Source organism: Pelagicoccus sp. SDUM812005 (assembly GCF_031127875.1).
Lineage (GTDB): Bacteria > Verrucomicrobiota > Verrucomicrobiia > Opitutales > Opitutaceae > Pelagicoccus.
This window is the reverse complement of the sequence record NZ_JARXIA010000012.1, coordinates 78,038-96,597: the sequence shown is the minus strand read 5'-3', so window position 1 is coordinate 96,597 and position 18,560 is coordinate 78,038. Positions and strand designations below refer to the sequence as shown.

At 59.0% G+C, this 18,560-nt stretch carries 15 protein-coding genes; 11 read left to right on the top strand and 4 right to left on the bottom strand.

The genetic code is table 11. From position 1 onward, the window contains the following. The first annotated feature begins 76 nt into the window (after positions 1–76). The 6 genes from QEH57_RS14790 (at position 77) to QEH57_RS14770 (ending at position 5,594) form a co-directional block, all read left to right on the top strand. Positions 77–1,615, top strand: a complete 1,539-nt coding sequence (locus QEH57_RS14790) for an NADH-quinone oxidoreductase subunit M (RefSeq protein ID WP_309007528.1) — start codon at positions 77–79, stop codon at positions 1,613–1,615. A 9-nt stretch (positions 1,616–1,624) separates the two neighbouring features. Continuing rightward, positions 1,625–1,882, top strand: a complete 258-nt coding sequence (locus QEH57_RS24980; RefSeq protein WP_343224784.1) for a DUF4160 domain-containing protein — start codon at positions 1,625–1,627, stop codon at positions 1,880–1,882. Further along, positions 1,879–2,118, top strand: a complete 240-nt coding sequence (locus QEH57_RS14785) for a DUF2442 domain-containing protein (protein WP_309007527.1) — start codon at positions 1,879–1,881, stop codon at positions 2,116–2,118. Before QEH57_RS24980 ends, QEH57_RS14785 begins: the two co-directional genes overlap by 4 nt. A 56-nt stretch (positions 2,119–2,174) precedes the next feature. Next, entirely contained in the window at positions 2,175–3,707 is a 1,533-nt protein-coding gene (locus tag QEH57_RS14780) for an NADH-quinone oxidoreductase subunit N (RefSeq protein ID WP_309007526.1), read from the top strand. 145 nt (positions 3,708–3,852) lie between these two features. After that, on the top strand, positions 3,853–5,199 hold the full coding sequence (locus tag QEH57_RS14775) for an FAD-dependent thymidylate synthase (protein ID WP_309007525.1): 1,347 nt from the start codon (positions 3,853–3,855) through the stop codon (positions 5,197–5,199). Beyond that, the gene (locus tag QEH57_RS14770; RefSeq protein WP_309007524.1) at positions 5,199–5,594 is read left to right on the top strand and encodes a hypothetical protein; all 396 of its coding nucleotides are present in this window, start codon (positions 5,199–5,201) and stop codon (positions 5,592–5,594) included. The genes QEH57_RS14775 and QEH57_RS14770 overlap by 1 nt, the downstream gene beginning before the upstream one ends. A gap of 14 nt (positions 5,595–5,608) precedes the next feature. On the opposite strand, the gene QEH57_RS14765 is transcribed toward QEH57_RS14770, so the two are convergent. From QEH57_RS14765 to thiD, 3 genes are all read right to left on the bottom strand, one after another. Next, complete coding sequence (locus QEH57_RS14765) at positions 5,609–5,890, bottom strand: hypothetical protein (protein ID WP_309007523.1); 282 nt, start codon at positions 5,888–5,890, stop codon at positions 5,609–5,611. Positions 5,891–5,980: 90 nt separating this feature from the next. After that, positions 5,981–7,618 carry a ComEC/Rec2 family competence protein gene (locus QEH57_RS14760; protein ID WP_309007522.1) on the bottom strand — a complete coding sequence of 546 codons (1,638 nt, stop codon included), beginning with the start codon at positions 7,616–7,618 and terminating at the stop codon, positions 5,981–5,983. Between the two features lies 1 nt (position 7,619). Then, on the bottom strand, positions 7,620–8,414 hold the full coding sequence (thiD, locus tag QEH57_RS14755) for a bifunctional hydroxymethylpyrimidine kinase/phosphomethylpyrimidine kinase (RefSeq protein WP_309007521.1): 795 nt from the start codon (positions 8,412–8,414) through the stop codon (positions 7,620–7,622). Positions 8,415–8,502: 88 nt separating this feature from the next. On the opposite strand from thiD, the gene coaE reads away from it, so the two are divergent. The 4 genes from coaE to QEH57_RS14735 all read left to right on the top strand — a co-directional run bounded on the left by coaE (position 8,503) and on the right by QEH57_RS14735 (position 14,434). Then, a complete protein-coding gene (gene coaE / locus QEH57_RS14750; RefSeq protein WP_309007520.1) occupies positions 8,503–9,102 on the top strand; it encodes a dephospho-CoA kinase in 600 nt (199 codons plus the stop codon). Between the two features lie 83 nt (positions 9,103–9,185). Continuing rightward, the gene (gene rho, locus QEH57_RS24975) at positions 9,186–11,282 is read left to right on the top strand and encodes a transcription termination factor Rho (RefSeq protein ID WP_343224783.1); all 2,097 of its coding nucleotides are present in this window, start codon (positions 9,186–9,188) and stop codon (positions 11,280–11,282) included. Positions 11,283–11,495: 213 nt separating this feature from the next. Continuing rightward, a complete protein-coding gene (locus QEH57_RS14740) occupies positions 11,496–13,211 on the top strand; it encodes a GspE/PulE family protein (RefSeq protein WP_309007519.1) in 1,716 nt (571 codons plus the stop codon). 140 nt (positions 13,212–13,351) lie between these two features. Then, complete coding sequence (locus QEH57_RS14735; protein WP_309007518.1) at positions 13,352–14,434, top strand: type IV pilus twitching motility protein PilT; 1,083 nt, start codon at positions 13,352–13,354, stop codon at positions 14,432–14,434. A gap of 94 nt (positions 14,435–14,528) precedes the next feature. Here the strand turns inward: QEH57_RS14735 and glnD are convergent, their stop codons facing one another. Further along, a complete protein-coding gene (gene glnD / locus QEH57_RS14730) occupies positions 14,529–17,342 on the bottom strand; it encodes a [protein-PII] uridylyltransferase (protein WP_309007517.1) in 2,814 nt (937 codons plus the stop codon). A gap of 205 nt (positions 17,343–17,547) precedes the next feature. Between glnD and QEH57_RS14725 the strand changes: the two genes are divergently transcribed. Further along, on the top strand, positions 17,548–18,546 hold the full coding sequence (locus tag QEH57_RS14725; RefSeq protein ID WP_309007516.1) for a transposase: 999 nt from the start codon (positions 17,548–17,550) through the stop codon (positions 18,544–18,546). Positions 18,547–18,560: the final 14 nt, after the last annotated feature.

Here is an 18,560-nt window from a genome sequence, read left to right as displayed (position 1 = left end):
CGCGGAGCTTCAGCCCGCGTCCGCAGAGGTTTGATCCTGCCTTGATTACGCGGGCTAAAGCTCCGCGCTACGTAAAATGAACGACTCCGTTTCACTTCTCCATTTCGCCATAGCGATTCCGCTGCTTGCGGCATTCGCCACGCTCTGGGCGGGCAAGCTCGGCCGTCCAGCGGTGCAGATCGTTTCTGTAACCGGTTTTGCGCTACCGACCCTCCTCGCCATTTTCGCTTGGGTTTCCTACAATCCAGAAGTTGCAGGCGGCTACGACTTCGTCACGCGTCACAACACCGGTCTCGAAGCGGTCGGCATCAGCTTGCACCTCGGCCTCAACGGAGTGGCGCTACCGCTATTTGTGATGGCGGCAGTGGTCGGCTTGGCGGCGGGCCTTTACGCCGCCCAGTCCAAGGCGGAGAACCTTTCTCGCTACTTGTTCTGCCTGCTCGTGATGCAGAGCGGCCTGATGGGCGTCTTCGCTTCCATCGACGTTTTCTTCTTCTACTTCTTCCACGAACTCGCCCTCATCCCGACCTTCGTGATGGTAGGCGTTTGGGGCGGTCGCGAACGTAGCTACGCGGCGATGAAGATGACCATTTACCTGACCCTAGGAGCGATGCTTTCGCTCGCTGGCCTGATCGCTCTCTACGTGAAGAGCGGGGCGGAGTCCTTCGATCTGATCACGCTCAAGGCTCACCTCGCGGCGGCGCCTTTGAGCGATACGGTTTCCACCTACGCGTTCGGACTGCTGCTCTTCGGTTTTGGCATTTTGGTATCCCTCTGGCCACTACACACTTGGGCTCCGCTCGGATATGGGGCGGCTCCGAGCTCGGCGGCCATGCTGCACGCAGGCGTGCTCAAGAAGTTCGGCCTCTATGGCCTGATCCAAATCGCGGTGCCGCTCATCCCTGGGGGAGTCGGGCAGTGGGAAGGCTGGATCATTTGGCTGGCTTTGGGCAACGTGGTGATCGTTGGTTTGGTGACCATGGCCCAGCGCGACCTCAAGCAGATGCTCGGTTACAGCTCGGTTATGCACATGGGCTACGCCTTTTTAGGAATCGCGGCGATGTCGGTCATCGGCGTCAGCGGCGCGGTGATCATGATGGTTGCCCACGGTTTGACGGTGGCCTTGCTCTTCATGCTTTCGACCATGATCCACCACCGTACCCAGACTTTCGAGATGGAAGAGATGGGTGGGCTCTCCAAGAAGGCTCCGGTGCTCAGCGCCTTTTTCGTGTGCGGCATGATGGCGAGCATCGCGCTTCCCGGGCCGGGCTTGGCGAATTTCTGGGGCGAGTTCGGGATCTTCGTGAGCCTTTGGCAGTTCAAGCCTTGGGTGCTTTGCGTCGCGGCGACTGGCATTATCATCTCCGCGATCTACGCCTTGCGGGCCATTGCTCGCGTATTCTTCGGCACCGAGTCCGAGGATTTCCAGGAGGTGCAAAAGGAGCACACGGTCATCGACATGACTTGGGCGGAACGCGTGCCGGCCTTGATCCTCATTATCGTTCTCTTCTTCATCGGCTTCTTCCCGAAGACCATCTCTTCCTCACTCAACGACGCGCTTGAGAGCGAACCCGTCTACGCGACGACGGAAGCCGAGCAAGGAGGTTCCCACTAGTAAACGAACATGCCGGAGATTAGCAGGTTTCTCGGAATTGTGGTCCGCATGTATTATAGAGATCATGCTCCCCCGCATTTTCACGCGTTTTACGGCGACTACGAGGTATCTGTTGAGATCGAGTCAGGCGTAGTTGCCGGTCGTTTCCCTAGGCGGGCCTTGAGCGCCGTGTTAGAGTGGACGGAGATCAACAAAGCTGCGCTCCTCGAAGACTGGAGACTCGCTGAACAAGAGAAACCGCTAAAGAAAGTACCTCCTCTAGAATGAAAACGATCTTTGTACACGTAGATGAAGTAAAGCCCTTGGGGGGCTACCGTCTGTGGCTTCGTTTCAACGACGGAGCAGAGGGCGAGGTCGATCTCGAGGGCGAGCTCGAAGGTCCCGTTTTTAGTCCCTTGAAGGACGTGGAGGTCTTTTCACGCGTCTCCATTGAAGGAGGAACGGTTTCGTGGCCGAACGGCGCCGATTTCGCTCCTGAATTTCTTAAATCAAAACTTCGATAATTTCTTACAACGCATTTCTGAGTCTAGGCGCTCGTTAATTATTCACGCATTTTCCCATGCCAACTGATACTCTGAATTCCCTCGGCGAAATCGCTGCTACCAATACTTGGGGGGCGATCTACCCAGAAATGATCCTCGGCTGCTTGGCTCTGTTCTTGCTCGTCCTGGAGGTGGTCCTTCCGAAGTTCGCTCACGGAGCCATTCCTCGCATCGCGATCCTCGGCCAGATCCTGTTGCTCGGCTACATCGTGGTTTTCGACCCGAGCGGTTGCTGCAACGGGGTTGCCTTCGGCGGCATGATCGAGCTGAGCGGTACCGGCCAGGCCTTGCGGATCTTCTTCCTGCTGGCTTCGATTTTCGTGAGCTACTTGGCGATGGTCAGCTTCGAGAACAAGACGCTGGCCCGCGTCGAGTACTTTGCGATTACTTTGGTGGTAACAGGGGCGCTCTCGCTCATGGCCATGGCGAATCACTTCGTGATGCTCTTCGTGGCGCTGGAAACGGCGACGGTCGGCTTCTATGTCTTGGTAAGCTATTTCCGCCAGAACGTGCTCTCGCTGGAGGCGGGGCTCAAGTACTTGATCATGGGAGCGCTCAGCTCCGCGATCCTGCTGTTCGGCATCGTGTTGCTTTACGGGGCGGCGAGCAATCCAGCCCTTGCGGGCAGCAGTGAGGACGCCATGAATTTCCAAAACCTGCGGGCCTTCCTCGAAGCGAATCCCACGGACAGCCTCGCCATTATCGGCATGCTGCTGGTGATCTCCGGCGTAGCTTTCAAGATCGGCGCCTTTCCTTTCCAGATCTGGATTCCCGACGTCTACCAAGGCGCCCCGGTTTCCACGACCGCGTTCTTGGCGGTTTCGTCGAAGGCGGCCGGCTTCGCGGTGCTGTTGACGCTGGTTAAGACCTTCGCCCCGCTTTCCTCAGTGTTGGTTCCGGTGCTTACGGGAATCGCGGCCCTGACCATTCTTTTCGGAAACTTCGCGGCCCTGACGCAGCGCAACCTCAAGCGGCTCATCGGCCTGTCCGGCGTTTCGCACGCAGGTTTCTTGCTCATCGGCGTGATCGCGGCCCAAGCGGTGCCGCAGGCGACCAATTGGGTGCTCTTCTACCTTTTCGCTTACTTGCTCGGTTCCATGGCGGTGTTCGCCGTCTTCGCCCATTTGCCCAAGGTGTGGGACTCCGACCTCGAGCTGGACGACCTTGGCGACATGGCGAAGCGAAACGGTTTCCTGGGAATTGCTTTGGCGATCGGCATCGGTTCGTTGGCGGGCATTCCGCCGCTCGCCGGATTCATCGGTAAGTTCCTCATCTTCGTGGCCGCCTTCAAGGCAGAGCTCTACGTGTTGCTGGGCGTGGGAATCGTGGGCGTGGTGATCTCGATCTACTACTATTTCGGCGTGATCAAGGCAGCCTTCTTCGAGGTCTGGCGCTTCACCGACGAGGACGAGGAAGCCGAAGCGGCTCCGGCGCTTCCGGGAGCTACCCTTACTGGTCTCGGAAAGCTGACCATCGTGGTCGCGATCGCGGGATCCGTGGTCCTCGGCTTTTTCCAGGGACCGCTCGGTTCTTGGCTTTCCGGCCAGTAGTCGCGTTCATGATGCGCTGCTGATTCGATGAATGAAGCTCGTCCCAAAATGGCGGGCTTTATTGCTATTCTCTTTGTACTGGCAACCTTGGGATATTGCTTCAGTTTACCAACTTTTGACGTCCCCAAACCGCACCTTTTTTTGAATGAAAGTTACTGGTCTCGCGATCGTACCCCCTGAAACTGCTGCCAATGAAGCCCAGGTTACTCCTGAGCTCCTCGCTTCCGTCCTCGCTCGTTACTCCCGCAGCAACGAAGGCATCGATACGATCATGTCGAAGGTGGACCTCAAGAACGCCGACAAGTCGATCGACCGCATCCTCAAGTTCGTGGACTACGGGCACGCTTCGATTGGCGGTTTGACGGGAGGAATCGCGGTCGCGATCGACGACGTTTCCATGTGGCTCGCTTTCAAGCTGTTCGAGGTGTCGCAGATGTGCGATGGGCAGGAGTCCAGCACCCGCTATATCGCCATGGACCCGCAGAACATCCCGACTCCGGACGAGATCGGCATGCCGATGGACCTTGCGGAAGAATGGCTCTCGGTCATCAGCGAAGGCTTCGATTGCTACAACAAGGAGTACGACCGCTTGGACAAGGTGGCCGAGGCGGATTCCAGCGTGGTGCGAGCCCCGGAAGGGACTCCGGAGAAGGTGTTGGCTCGCATGCGCAAGAATTTTGCCCTGGACCGGGCTCGCTACTTCATCCCGCTCGCGACCAAGACGAATCTGGCGCTGGTGATGTCGGCTCGCATGTGGGCCCAGACCATCAAGCATGTCGCCTCGCTCCCTCAGAAGGAAGCTCAGGTAGTTGCGGAGCTGATACGCGCTGAAGTCGCCAAGTTCGCTCCTCGTCTCGTCAAGCACAGCAAGGCGGAAAAGTCTTTCCAGAAGCAAGCGCTCGCCGAGCACAACCGCAGCCTGGATTTGCTCAAGACCCGCTTGTCCATCGAAAACCTCGAAGACGAAGTTTGGGTAAATGTCGATAACAGCATGCCGCCGTTCCTTTCGGAAAACCAGTCCATCGGAAACGCCCTGAAGTATCGAGCGAATCGATACGGCTACTGCGGGACGGCGATCCGGCGCATGCGGGTTTCCTTCGCGTGGAACAACATGGCGATCGCGGAACTGCGCGACTTGAACCGTCACCGTACGGGTCATCGCTACACGCCGTGTATCCAGGCCGGCTTCTATCTCGCGCCCGAAACGGATCGTGAAGCCTACCGTCCCTTTTTGGAGCGCCAGAAGGCGCTGCTCGCCAAGCTCATGGATCGCGGCGAACCCGCGTACCTCTACGGCTTGATGCTCGGCAGCCAGACGCCCTTCGAGCATTCGACCCATGCGGACAAGTTCATCTACGAAGCGGAGCTTCGTACTGGCTTGGGCGCCCACTACCGCTATGCGGAGCACTTGAGCAAGGCCTTGGCGGAATTCTACAAGCAGGTCCCGGACGCCCGCGAATGGGTGGTCGAAGGGACGGCGGAGCCGGAGTGATGAGAGGCTTTCGCATCTGGGCGTTCGTCGTTTGCTGGGCAGGCTTGGCAGTCCTGCCTACGGACTCCCCAGCGGCGAAGGACCAGGAGAAAGTCATGCCGGCGAAGGTCGTCAAGGCGAGCGAGACGAAGTTCAAGCACGCCAAGATCGTCGAGAAGAAGGTAAAGAAGAAGCGCTTCCTGTGGTTTAGGAAGAAGGAGAGCAAGGTCGTGGAGCCTCGAATGGCCACCGTCGCGGTGAAGCCGGTGGCGCCGTCCATCGAGCAGCCCAAGGCTGAGGCCGCGAAGGTGATACCGGTGCCGACGAAGCAGGCGAAGGCCAAGTCTTCTGAAAAGGCGACGAAGGTCGAAGTACCCGAGGCGACCGTTCCAGCTGCGGAATCGCCGCGAGACTGAGGCGGGGCTGGAAGCTAGCCTTCGTTGCGGATGGCGTCTTTCTTGGCTTCGCGTTCTTCCTCGAGGCGGGCTCGTTCGTGGGCGATCTGCTTGCGCAGGTCTTCGGCTTCGGAGAAGTTGCCGCTGGCTTGGGCGGCGGCGAGCTTGGGCTTCAGGAAGACTTCGCGCTCGGCGATCTTGGCACGGTACTTTTCGTCGATTTCCGCGAGCTTGGCCTTTTGCTCCTCGGTGACGACTTTGCGGTCGCCGTCGCTGGCGGCGAGGCGTTCCATGGCGAGTTCGTAGGCGGATTTCATAGGCTTTATGCAGTAGGTGGATCGGCTTCCAGGTCAATGGAATTAGAGCGGTGCGCGTGGCTCTGGCGACGCGCTGGCCTGCTGCTTTCCTCAGAGCGCTGGCAGGAGGAAGATCCAAGCGGCGCAGCCGACCAGGACGCAGGCCTGCCAGAGGCGGGCCTTCTGCGGCTCCGCCTGGGAGTAGGCGACGCTGACGAGGCATAGCGAAGTAAGCAGGGCGATCGCTGCCCAAGGGGCAGGGACGGCAGGGGTTGCGATGCTGGCTGCGGGAAGCTTGCTGGTGAGTTCGAGGAAGGTGTGGATGATCTGGATCAAGAAGAGAGCGGCGTTGTTGAAGAGCGCGCTGATGGGAATCCATGCGATTAGGGGCGAGAGAAGCAGGGAGAGGAATCCAGCTATGATGGCGAGGGATGCGATGGGGAGGGCGACGAGGTTTATGAGGATTCCGTAGCTGGGAAGTATTTGAAAGTAGTAGATCCCTAGCAGGGCGGAAATCAGGAAGGCCGCTGTGCTGACGCCTAGAGCATCAAGTATCCACTTTTTGGAGGCGACAATAACTCGCTGGAAAGTGTTGAGGATGGCGTGCGGTCGGTCGGAGAAGAGGGGGAGGAGTTCGTTGAGCGTTTTTCCGAGTGGGAGTCCGAACAGGAGGATGGCGCTGACCGTGAGGTATGACATTTGGAAGCCGGCTTGGAACAGCTGGCCGGGTAGGAGCAGCAGGTAGATCAGGGCGGAAAGGGCGAGCGCGTTGATGGGGGAGGCTTGTTTGTATCCAAAACTCGTTAGGTAGAAGCATGCGACCATGAGCAGGGCCCGCCAGGAGGATGCGGAACCGCCGGTGACGAGTACGAAGCAGGCGATGGCGCTGAGAGCTGCGAGGGCTCGGACGCCGCTCTTGAGGCGCAGCAGGGAGAGCAGTTGGTGGAGGCAGATGGCGATAACTCCGATATGCAGGCCGCTGATGGCGAAGAGGTGCATGGTCCCGTTGGCGAGGAAGAGCTGCTTTTGTTCGGGGGTGAGCTCGCTTTTTTGTCCGAGCATGAGGCCTTTGTAGGCGCCGGTGAGGGGGCTATGGGGGCGTTTGTTCTGGGAGAGGGCGTCGGCGAATTTCTCCTTTATTCGGTTCGTCAGCTTGGAAAGGCCGGCGGCGGAAGCGGTCTTCGCTTGGAGGAAACCTTGCTTGTAGGCGTGGGAGATTCCTTGGTTGCGGAGGTAGGAGTCGAAGCGGTCGCCCTGGGAGTAGGAGGGCAGGGGCCGGATGACACCGAGCGCGGAAAAGCGTTCCCCTTCTCGGGGGTAGTCAGCGAGGGAATCGGTATCGAGAAAGAAGAAGATTCTTAATCCGCTGAGCTCGCTCTGTTGTATCGGAGCGACAACTACGCGAGCGATGCCGAGGGCGGTGTCGGGATCGGTAGCGTTGAAGAGGGTGTCGATTTCCAGCTGGAGAGCGGCTTCGCGCGGGATGTGAGCGATCTGGTCCTGCGGGTCGAGATGGAGGTCGAGGAAGCGGGCGGCGCCGAGCAGGGCGACGGAGGGAACGAGGGCGAGGTGCCAGCGTTTGTTGTAATCCTTGGCGGCATGGTTAGCGAAACCCAGTCCCAAGGCGGAGGCGCTGAGGAGGATCCACGGGTTGGGAAGCGGAAGGAAACGGGCGATGCCGATTCCGAGGGCGTAGGGTAACAGTATCCAAAGCAGCGGTACGCGGCGCGGCTTGGTGGCTTGGGGCATTCTAGGGGAGGTGGTTGATGAAGGGGGATTGGGGGAGCTTTATGGGATTTTCCATGCCTTGGCGAAGGTAGCTTCGGGCGATGGAGATTGAGTTGGGAATGGAGTTTCCTCGGGCTATCTGCGCGGCGATGGCGGCGCTGAGGGTGCAGCCGCTGCCGTGTGTATCGATATCTAGGATACGATTTTGGTTGAATCTCTGGCTTTGGCCGTCCGGGCTGGCTACGACGTCGACCAAGTTGTCGCCCGGGAGATGTCCGCCCTTGAGCAGGACGGTCGCCTGGTAGGCTCTGGCTAGGTCGAGGGCGGCTTCGCGCATTTCTGCGGGATTTGAGATCTGCCGGTTGAGGAGGAGCTTGGCTTCGTCGAGATTGGGGGTGAGGACGGTGGCGAGGGGCAGCAGGTGGAGCTTGAGGGCTTCGAGGGCGTCTTCCTGCAGGAGGGCGTGTCCGCTGGTGGCGACGGAGACGGGATCGATGACGAGGGGGATGAGTGGGGCTTTTTTGAGCCGGCGGGCGACGGCGAGGATGATTTCCCGGTTGAAGAGCATGCCCGTTTTGATGGCTTTGACGGGGTAGTAGCGCAGGACCTGGTCGATCTGTGCTTCGACGAAGTCCGCTTCCGCGGCTTGGATGGCGGAAACGCCGGTCGGGTTTTGGGCGGTGAGGCAGGTGATGGCGGTGGTGCCGTACACGCCGTTGGCGGCGAAGGAGAGCAGGTCGGCCTGGATGCCGGCGTTTGCGCCAGAGTCGGAACCGGCGATGGAGAGGGCGGCGGGAACTGTGGATCGGCTAGCCATTGACCTAGGTGAGAATGCGGGGAGAGGCGGGAATGCCAAGCTTCACTTGGCGGCGGATTTGGGGGTTGTATGCGGGACGACTTGGGTTATGGGACTTGTAGCGATGAAGATAGGGCTGACAGGAGGAATTGGCTGCGGGAAGTCGACGGTTTCGAGGTTGTTTCGGGAGCGAGGCTTTTCGACCATCGACGCGGACGCGATCGTGCACGACTTGTTGGCCAAGGACGAGGAGACGATTGCGGAGGTGGTGGCCCTCTTGGGCGAGTCGGTGCGTTCTCCCGAAGGCGGGATCGACCGGGCGGCGGTAGGGCAGCGCGTTTTTGGGGATGCGGAGCTGCTAGGGAGCCTGGAGGCGATACTGCATCCGAAGGTGAGATCCACCTGGGAAAAGGCGGCGGAATCCGGTGGAGATTGGCTGGTTGAGATCCCTTTGCTTTTCGAAAAAAACCTTCAGAAAAACGTTGATCTTACGATATGCGTGTTCTCTGATCCGCAAACGCAGGTCGAGCGTCTTGAGCAGAGAGGAATGAATCGAACTCAAGCCCTGGCCCGTATGAAGCGGCAGATGCCGGTGTCCGAAAAAGCTGAGCTTGCGGACTTCGTCTTGTTGAATGATGGCAGCCTCGAATTCCTCACTGAGCAGGTTGACCTCCTGATCTCGAATATCAAAAACCTCCAAAACCAATAGCGTGTAACTTTTTGAATGTCAGGCTGATGTGGCCGGCATTCCGGGAACATAAGATCCCTTTCCCACTCTAGAAGCATTTCGATATGTCTAGTGACTCTGACTTTACCAACGATGGCGGACTGCCGCTCGATTACGGTTTCGATGACCTGCCCCGCAAGGCTGCCAAGAAGGCGACCAAGAAGGTAGCGAAAAAGGCCGCCAAGAAGGCCACGAAGAAGGTGGCCAAGAAAGCCGCCAAGAAAGTGGCCCGGAAGGTAGCCAAGAAGGCGACCGAGGCGGAGGCAGCAGCCCCCGTTTCCAAGGAGGAGGCGCCGGCGCCTGTCGAGAAGGAGACCGTTCGCAAGGACGCAGAGCCAGCTCCCGTCAAAGCCGCTCCGGCCAAGCCGAGCGACAACGAGTTTCGCCCGGCGGACTTCAAGGGGCGGGGTTCCCACTCCGAGGGCAAGGAGACGGTCGAGGTCGTTCCCGATGCCAAGGATGCTCCATCCGAGCGCAAGAAGGTGGTGGCGGACGAGGGTCCCAAGCCTGCCGGCGACAGTGAATCGGCCAAGCAGGATGGCGCGGACAAGTCCGATGAGCGCGAGCGTTCCGACAACAGCGACCGCAACCAGCGCAACGATCGCCAGCAGCGCAACGACCGCGGCGATCGCAACCAGCGCAACCAAAAGGGTGGCAAGTTTAACAAGAACAAGAAGGGCGACCATCAAGGCGGCGACCGCAACAACCAGCACGGCGGCAAGCACGGGAAGCACCAGAAGGGCAACCGCAATCAGCAGGGCGGCAAGCAGCAAGGCGGATGGCGCCAGCCGCCGCCTCCGTCGGAGCGCGACCACATCGAAGGCGAATTGCCAGCCTCGGCCCGCTTCCCGAACAAGGAGGCCTGCGAGGCGATCCTGGCGGAGCTCGATGGAACCGAACCGATCGATTTGACCTCCCTCTACGAGCTGAAGGTCGAGCCGATGGGAGCGGAAGTTCGGGCCTTGGGCGCCGAGCTCGAGCCGAAGTCCAGCCGCAAGCAGGCGATCGAAGCGCTCTACAAGTTCGCTCGCGAAGGTAAGAAGGTTTTCAAGGATACTGGATTTTTGGATACAAGCGACGATGGTCACGGCTATGTGGTCCATCAGGTTAGCAACTACCAGCTGAAGCCCGAAAGCGTTTACGTGCCGGCGTCGTTGATCCGTGAATACGGGTTGCAGCGTGGACATGAAGTGGAGGTTTTGGCGGTTGCTCCAGAAGAGGGCGAACGTTGCCCGGCTGCTTTGAAGATCGTCTCTGCCATGGGCGAGGATCCTGTCGAGCTGGCCAAGATCACTCCGTTCGAGGATTTGATTCCCTACTACCCGACCGAGCGGCTGGTGCTCGAGACTCCGGATCCGGGCAACAGCAAGAAGGACGTATCCATGCGCGCCTTCGACCTGCTGACGCCGATCGGTTTCGGCCAGCGTGGCCTGATCGTGGCGCCGCCGCGTACGGGTAAGACGATCTTGTTGCAAGGGCTTGCCAACTCGATCCAGGAGAATTGGCCGAATGCTCACTTGATTGTTTTGCTGATCGACGAGCGTCCGGAAGAAGTGACCGATTTCAAGCGCCGGGTTAAGGGCGAAGTGATCAGCTCGACCTTCGACGAGACGCCGACCAGCCACGTGCATTGCGCGGAGATGGTTTGCGAGAAGGCCCGCCGCATGGTGGAGAAGGGCAAGGATGTCGTCATCCTGCTCGATTCGATCACCCGTCTGGCTCGCGCTTACAATGCGTTGGCCAGCAATAGCGGAAAGATCATGTCGGGCGGTATCGAAGCCACCGCGATGCAGAAGCCGAAGCGTTTCTTTGGTTCCGCTCGCAACATCGAAGATGGCGGCACGCTTACGATCATGGGTACTGCTTTGGTGGATACAGGAAGCAAGATGGACGAAGTTATTTTTGAGGAGTTCAAGGGCACCGGTAACATGGAAATCCACCTCGACCGCGATCTCATCAACAAGCGCATTTTCCCTGCTATCAACTTCGAGCGCAGCGGCACCCGTAAAGAAGAGCTGCTTTACCACCCGCAGGAGATGGAGAAGGTCTACGGCCTGCGCCGCGTGATGCAGGGCGTGCCGGGCGTGGAAGCGATGGAGATGCTGATCAAGCGCCTGAAGGTGACCAAGAACAACATCGAGTTCTTGATGTCGCTGAAGTAGCGAGCGTCGAAACGTTTATTTTATGGGGGCGAGGCGGTCGTAGGACTGCCTCGCCTTTTTCGTGCCGCAGCTCGGATCTTCAGCCTAGCCTGCGTCCGCAGTGGGGGCACAGGAGTCCGGTCGCGGCAAGGCTATTCCGAGAGCGAGTTCGCTTCGCCCGTCCTTTTATTTGTCTGGCGGGAATTGGGGGCTTGGGTTTTGCTGGTATCCGTTATGGCTGACGCGTCGCTTATCCTTCAAGTCGTGGAATCGCGCGGACTTGTGTCCGAGGAGCAACTACACGCGTTGCGAGCGGCTTTGCCGCGGGCCGGGGACGAGGCGTTGGTGGAGGCGATTTTCTCGAAAGGCTATACGGAACGCCGGGTAGTGGTTCGGGAGTTGGCCAAGGAATTCGCGCTCGAATCGATCGATTTGGCGGACGCTCCTTGGCCGAACAACGCCCGCGAGCTTTTGGAGGAGTCTCTGGCCCGGCGCTTCCAAGTGTTTCCGTTGTCGGGTGGACGAGACCGGTTGAAGGTGGCCATCTCGGATCCTTTGCAGGAGCTGGACACGCTTTCCCACCTTTTGGGCAAGCAGGTGATTCCGGTGCTGGCGATGGAGGAGGATGTGGAGATCGCGATCGACGCCTCCTACCTCGACTCGCATTTGACGGCTTCGGCTCGCTTGAGCCAGGAGGAGCGGAAGTTGGCCGACGAGGTTCAGGTCGCGGACGCGGGGGTGGAGATATCGACCACGATGACGGGCGAGGACGACGCCCCGATTATCCGTCTGGTACAGGTGATCATTTCGGACGCGATCCGCATGCGGGCCTCGGACATCCACTTCGAACCTTTGGAAAATCGTTTCCGGGTTCGCTTTCGGGTGGACGGTACCTTGCAGGAGATTCCGAATCCGCCGCCGCAGCGCCTGCAGTTGCCGGTGATCTCGCGCATCAAGGTGATGGGGAAGATGAGCATCGCCGAGAAGCGTCTGCCGCAGGATGGGCGAATCCAGGTGAAGGTGGAGGGGACGGAATACGATTTGCGCGTCTCGACCCTGCCGACCGCCTACGGCGAGAGCATTGTGATGCGTATCTTGGACAAGTCGGGGCTGATGCTGGGCTTGCCGGAGCTTGGCTTTTTGCCGGACGACCAGGAGGTGTACGAGCGAATGATCACCATGCCGGACGGGATGTTGCTGGTCACGGGGCCGACGGGCTCGGGCAAGACGACTACGCTCTACAGTTGTTTGCACTTCCTCAACAAGCCGGACCGCAAGATCATCACGGTGGAGGACCCGATCGAGTACCAGATGCCGGGAATCAATCAGGTTCCGGTGAAGAAGGAAATCGGGATGAGCTTTTCGGCGGCCTTGAAGGCGATCCTTCGCCAGGCTCCCAACATTATCATGGTGGGGGAAATTCGCGATCTGGAGACGGCGGAGATCGCGATCAACGCTTCGCTGACCGGGCACATGGTCTTCAGCACCTTGCACACGAACGATGCGCCGTCGGCGGTTACGCGTTTGGTGGATATCGGCGTAAAGCCCTATCTGGTAGCTACTTCCTTGCGGGCGGCCTTAGCCCAGCGACTGGTGAGGAAGATTTGCCCGAGCTGTCGGGAGCGTTACGAGCCGAGCCTGCGGGAGATCCATGCGGTAGGCTTGGATCCGGTGAACGCCCGGGCGGCGACCTTCATGAGGGGAAACGGTTGCGCCGAGTGCCACGAGCAAGGGTTTCGGGGACGAATAGGGGTTTTTGAGATTTTTAACGTGAACGAGGAGGTGGAGCGTTTGATCTATTCGAACGGGACTTCGGCCCAGCTGCGTTCCTTGTCGCGTCAGTTGGGGATGCGTTCCATGCGCGAGGATGGAGTGCGCAAGGTGATGGCCGGCATGACGACGGTGGAGGAAGTGCTGTCGGTAACGGTGGACGAGCCGACTTTCGCCTAGGGCTGGGCTTGGGTGAGTGGCGCTTTGAAGTCGAGCGCTCGAAATGCGGGAAGAATTTGCGGCTACGTGGATCTTTGTAGGGGAGATTCGTTGCCTTGCGGAGCTCAGGTGGGAGCGGTTTTGGACGATACTGCTTCTATATGAGTTACGAGATGAACGAGCTGCTGGAATTGGTCTTCGACGAGGGGGCCTCTGACTTGCATATCCAAGTGGGCCGTCCGCCGACGATTCGTTTGCACGGCGAGATGGTTTCGGTCGATGGCCCGGACTTGACGCCGTCGGATACGGAGAAGCTGATGCAGTCCATCACTCCGGACTCGTACATCCAGTCGGTGAAGACGACGGGCGGGGCGGACTTTGGCTTCGCCTATCTCGACCGGGCGCGTTTTCGCGTGAGCGTGATGCGGGCGAAGGGGACCTATGGAATGGTGCTTCGTTTGATTCCGGCCGACTTTATCCCGCTCGATAAGATCGGCATTCCGGACAAGATCCGCGACTTGCTGTATCGTCCGCGCGGCTTGATTTTGGTGACGGGCCCTACGGGGTCGGGCAAGAGTACGACCCTTGCTTCGATGGTGAATTACATCAACGAGCGGCGTAGTGGCCATATCATTACAATTGAGGACCCGATCGAATATTACCACGATCATAAGAAATGTATCGTGACCCAGCGTGAGGTCGGGGTGGACGTGGATTCGTTTTCGGGCGCTATCCGCAGCGCCTTGCGTCAGGATCCGGACGTGATTCTGGTCGGTGAAATGCGAGATTTGGAAACGATCGAAGCGGCCATCAGCGCGGCGGAGACGGGTCACTTGGTTTTTGGCACTTTGCATACGAACAGCGCGGCGAAGACGATCGACCGTATCGTGGACGCGTTTCCGGCGAACATGAAGGAGATGATCCGTACGCAGCTTGCGTCTTCGATCGTGGGCGTCATCTCGCAGGTGCTCTGCAAGAAGATCGGCGGCGGTCGCGTGGCGGGTCTCGAGATCATGGTTACGACGACTTCGATCAGCGCTTTGATTCGCGACAACAAAACCTACCGCATCAATTCCGATATCCAGACTGGCGCGGCTCTTGGCATGATCCCTATGGATACGCACCTGTTGAGCTTGTACAACCAAGGGCTCATTACGGCGCGGGACGCGTTCGAAAAAGCGCAGTCGCCGGAGGATATGCTCAAGCGTTTGAGCGAACTGGGCGCGGAGGTGGAGGAATCCTAGGGGATTCGAACAATCGCTGCATTCTAAATTTGGGCACGCCTTGTAATGGGGCGTGCCTTTTTGATGGCTAGCCGGAGCTCGCGTGGCGAGCGGGTCAGGTGGCGGGCTTGATGTTCGCGACGAGTACTTTGGTAAGGCTGTCGCGCAGCTCCATGAGCTTTTCGCCGTCGGAGTCTTCGCCCGGTTCCACCTCGGTGAGGTAGAGGGTGTCGATGGCGATGCCGCGTTCGGTATTGATGCGGGCGAAGGTGATGTCGAAGCCGTGTTTGGAAATCTGGTGTGAGATTTGGTAGAGCAGTCCGAGGTGGTCGGGGGCTTGGACTTCGAGGATGGTGCGTTGGAGGGAGAGCTCGTGGTAGACGTCGACTTGCGGCTCGAAGGATTCGGCGAGCGGGTTGTCGTCGCTTTTGCTGAAGATGTCGGCGGCTTCCTTGCGCACGATCTCGAGGATGCGCGGGTAGAGGTCCTCGTTGGATACGAGGGCGTCCTTGACGGCGTTGGCGAAGGCTTGCTTGGCCTTTTCCGGATCGGAGGGGCCGCGTCCGCTTTCGGTGACGTAGAAGGTATCGATGGCGATATGGTCGTCGCGCGAAATGGCCTTGGCGGAGAGGATGGAGTAGCCGGCGATATTGAGGGCGCCGGCGAGCTTGTGGAAGAGTCCGGCGCGGTCCCAGGTGACGATGTTGACGACGGTGAGGGAGCGGTTGAGGTCCTGCTTCCAGTCGATGACGGGCTTGAGGGCTCCGATGGAGTCGGCTCCGGCGATGGCCTTGATGAGCTCGTTGATCATCTGGATGTGCTTGATGATCTCTTCCTTGGAAGTGTTGATGAAGTAGCGGTCGGGTAGGAGCTTGAAGTGGGCGTCGACCTCTTCGGAACCGACGCCTTCGATGTCGATGGAGAGCAGTTCTTGTTGGGTCATCTTCTTGTGCTGCTCGAATTGCTGGTCCAGCTTGCCTTCCGCCTTGAAGACGTCGAGGGCGCGGCGATAGAGGGTGCGGTGCAGGGTGTCCTTGTACTGGTTCCAGAGTCCGGCGGCGGTGCCTTTGGCGTCGCAGAAGGTATGCACGTAGAGGAGGCGCAGGAGTTCCGGCGACTCGACTTGTTCGGCAAACGCTTTTGCGGTGTCTGGATCATCAATATCGAACCTCTGCCAAAATCGCGCCATTTGTAGGTGGTTCTTGATAATAAATCGTACGGAGGCCTTATTTTCTTCGTCGATTTGCAGGCGGTCGAGGATGGGCTCTGCGATATCGACGCCGTTTTCGGCATGGTTCCTGATGCCGCGGGCTTTGCCGATATCGTGGAGGAGGAGGATGAGGTAGGTCAGGTTGGGCAAGCGCAGCTCGTGGAGGGCCTCGCGGTAGGATTTGTAGATGCCGCTTGGGTTTGAAAATATTTCATCGAGTTCCCTGATGGTATGAAGGGTATGCACGTCGGCGGTGTAGCGATGGTAGTATTCATGTTGTACGAGGCAGGTGAGCTTTCCCCACTCCGGGATGAAGGCTCCGAGCACGCCGAGCTCGTGCATCTCGTTGAGGGTAGGGTAGACGTTGCCGGCCTCCTGCATGATGGTGCGGAAGCTGAGGTTGGCCTCGGCGGATTGGCGTACGGTGTCGTCGATGAGGTCGAGGGATGCTCGAATTAGAGCATTGAGCTCAAAATCTATCTCGACTCCGTGCTGCTGGCTGTGGCGGAAAATGCGAATGAGCCGGGTCGGTTCTTCGGCGAAGACGGTGTTTTCCTCGAAGGTGATTTCCTGGCCTCGTATGAGGAAGCCGTCGACTTTCTTGACGCGTTCCTTGCGGCGGGCCAGCAGGAAGCTTTTGACGGACTCGAGCGGACTTTTGCTTTCCTTCTTGGAGGAGGAGAGGGCGAGGCGTTTCTCTATGTTCTTGGATACGCGGAAGATGATCTGGGCCTGCTTGTAGTAGTCGCGCATGAAGCTCTCGACGCGTTCGAGGATGTCGCGTTGCTTGTAGCCGAGGCGGTAGGCGACCTTGGGCTGGAGTTCGAGGGAGAGCAGGTCGGTCGGACGCTTGACGCGGAAATGGAGCTCGTTGCGCACGCGGATGAGGAATTCGTAGGCGGCGCGGATGTCTTCGAGCTCTTGCTTGCTGAGGTAGTTGAGGGGGACGAGGCCGGCCATGTCCTTGAGGTTGAGGCGGACTTGGGCCATCCAGAGGGTGTTGTGGTAGTCGCGCAGGCCGCCGACGCCGCTCTTGATATCCGGCTCCTGCATGTAGATGGAACCGCCGAACTTGGCGCGGCGGCTCCGCTGGTCGTCGAGGCGTTGCTTGATGTACTCCTTGGGGTCGTCCTTGCGGTAGAAGAGGTGGTAGGAGGTTTGGAAACCTTCGAAGAGTGGGGCGGAGCCGCAGATGCGGCGAGCTTCGAGCAAGGCGGTTTTGGTTTGGATATCGGCTTTGGCTTCCTTGAAGGCTTCGTCGACGGTGCGGGTCGAGTGGCCGACTTTGAGTCCGGCGTCCCAGAGCGGATAGAGAACTTCTTGGACGAGCAATTCCTGGGCTTTTTCGAGCAGCTTGCTGTCTGTCTCTGACGGATACAGGAACATGATGTCGATGTCGCTCAGCGGACAGAGCTCCTCGCGGCCGTATCCGCCGAGGGCGACGACCGAGACGGCTAGGTCGGACTTGCTGGAGAGTTTTTGCACGCCTTCGATGGCGGGTTCGGCGAGGTTTGAGATCAGGGTGTCGATCATCAAGGACCGGGCCTTGCCGACTTCGAGTCCAGGGGCGCCGTTTCGGTGTTCCGCGAGGATGGCTTCGGTCCCGGATTTGAGGAAGCCTTTGAGGGCGGCTAGCTTCTCGGCTGGTGTAGTCTCGGCGGTGAATGCCAGCTGGGCGCTGGCATCGTTCTTCAGTCGTTTAGTGAAGGCTTGGATCATTGACGGGATCGATTGGGAGTACGCGAGTGCGCCTCTGCTCGGAGGGGAGCAAGGCGGATGAGGCGCGATGGGTCAACAGCAACAAGCGAGGCGCTTCTCCAGGCAAGCAAGCCGTTGGTCCCATCCGAAAGCTTACGCTCTCAAAATAGGGACAGGCTATTTATGTGTGGACTTTGAGGTGGTTTTGGGCCATCTGAATCTAGTTATGAGGACGCGGAGGATTAAGGTGACGGATGCGAGCGCTGTTTATCACTGCATCAGCAGGATCGTCGGCGCTGAGTTCCTTTTGGAAGGAGAGCGGGAAAAGGAAGTCCTGCGGAACCAGATCTGGAAAGTCGCCGATTTTTGCGGGGTGGAGATTCTCACCTACTGTATCATGTCGAACCATGTGCACCTCTTGATCCGAGTCCCACCTCCGTCTTCGCTCGCTCGTATCCCTAATTCTGAACTGAGTCGCAGAGTGAAGCGTATCTACGCCCCGGAAAAAGCGGCTGCATTTGCCGAGGGGCTCTCTTCTTCGGAAGCGGACGAACGTGAACGATTCCGATCCCAGTTGGTTACCCGAATGGGAGATCTGTCGCAGTTTATGAAGGAGCTGAAGCAACGCTTCTCGATTTGGTACAATCGCAACCATGGGCGGTTGGGGACCTTGTGGGCGGAGCGCTTCAAGAGCGTTTTGATCGAGGACGAGTCGATGGCGTTGAGTACCGTGGCTGCCTACATCGACTTGAACCCCGTCCGGGCAGGGCTCGTTTCGGATCCTGCCGATTACCGCTACTGCGGCTATGCGGAAGCGATGGGTGGCCACTCGCTCGCGCGACGGGGAATCGCATCCCTCTTCGGACACCGTGGCGCCTGGGCTTCAAATGTATCCATTTACCGGATCGTCCTCTTCGGAAAGGGGCAAAGCTCTCCAGCATCAGGACAGGGAGCTTCCGTAAGCCCTGGCAAGGTCGCTCAAGTGATGAGCGAGGGCGGCAAAGTGAGTCGCGAAGAGGCTCTGCGTTGTCGTATCCGCTATTTCTCGGATGGCGCCGTTCTGGGATCTAAGGAGTTTGTCCAAAAATGCTTGGAGTCAACCATGCCTCCGGCGAATAGGCAAAGAGCTAGGGCCGGACCTCGAGAATTGAAAGGATCCGATTGGAGCGGCTTGAACTGCCTGCGGGGACTCCGCTCTCAGGTTTTCGGAAGCGCCCCGCAGTGAAAGTTATCCCGACC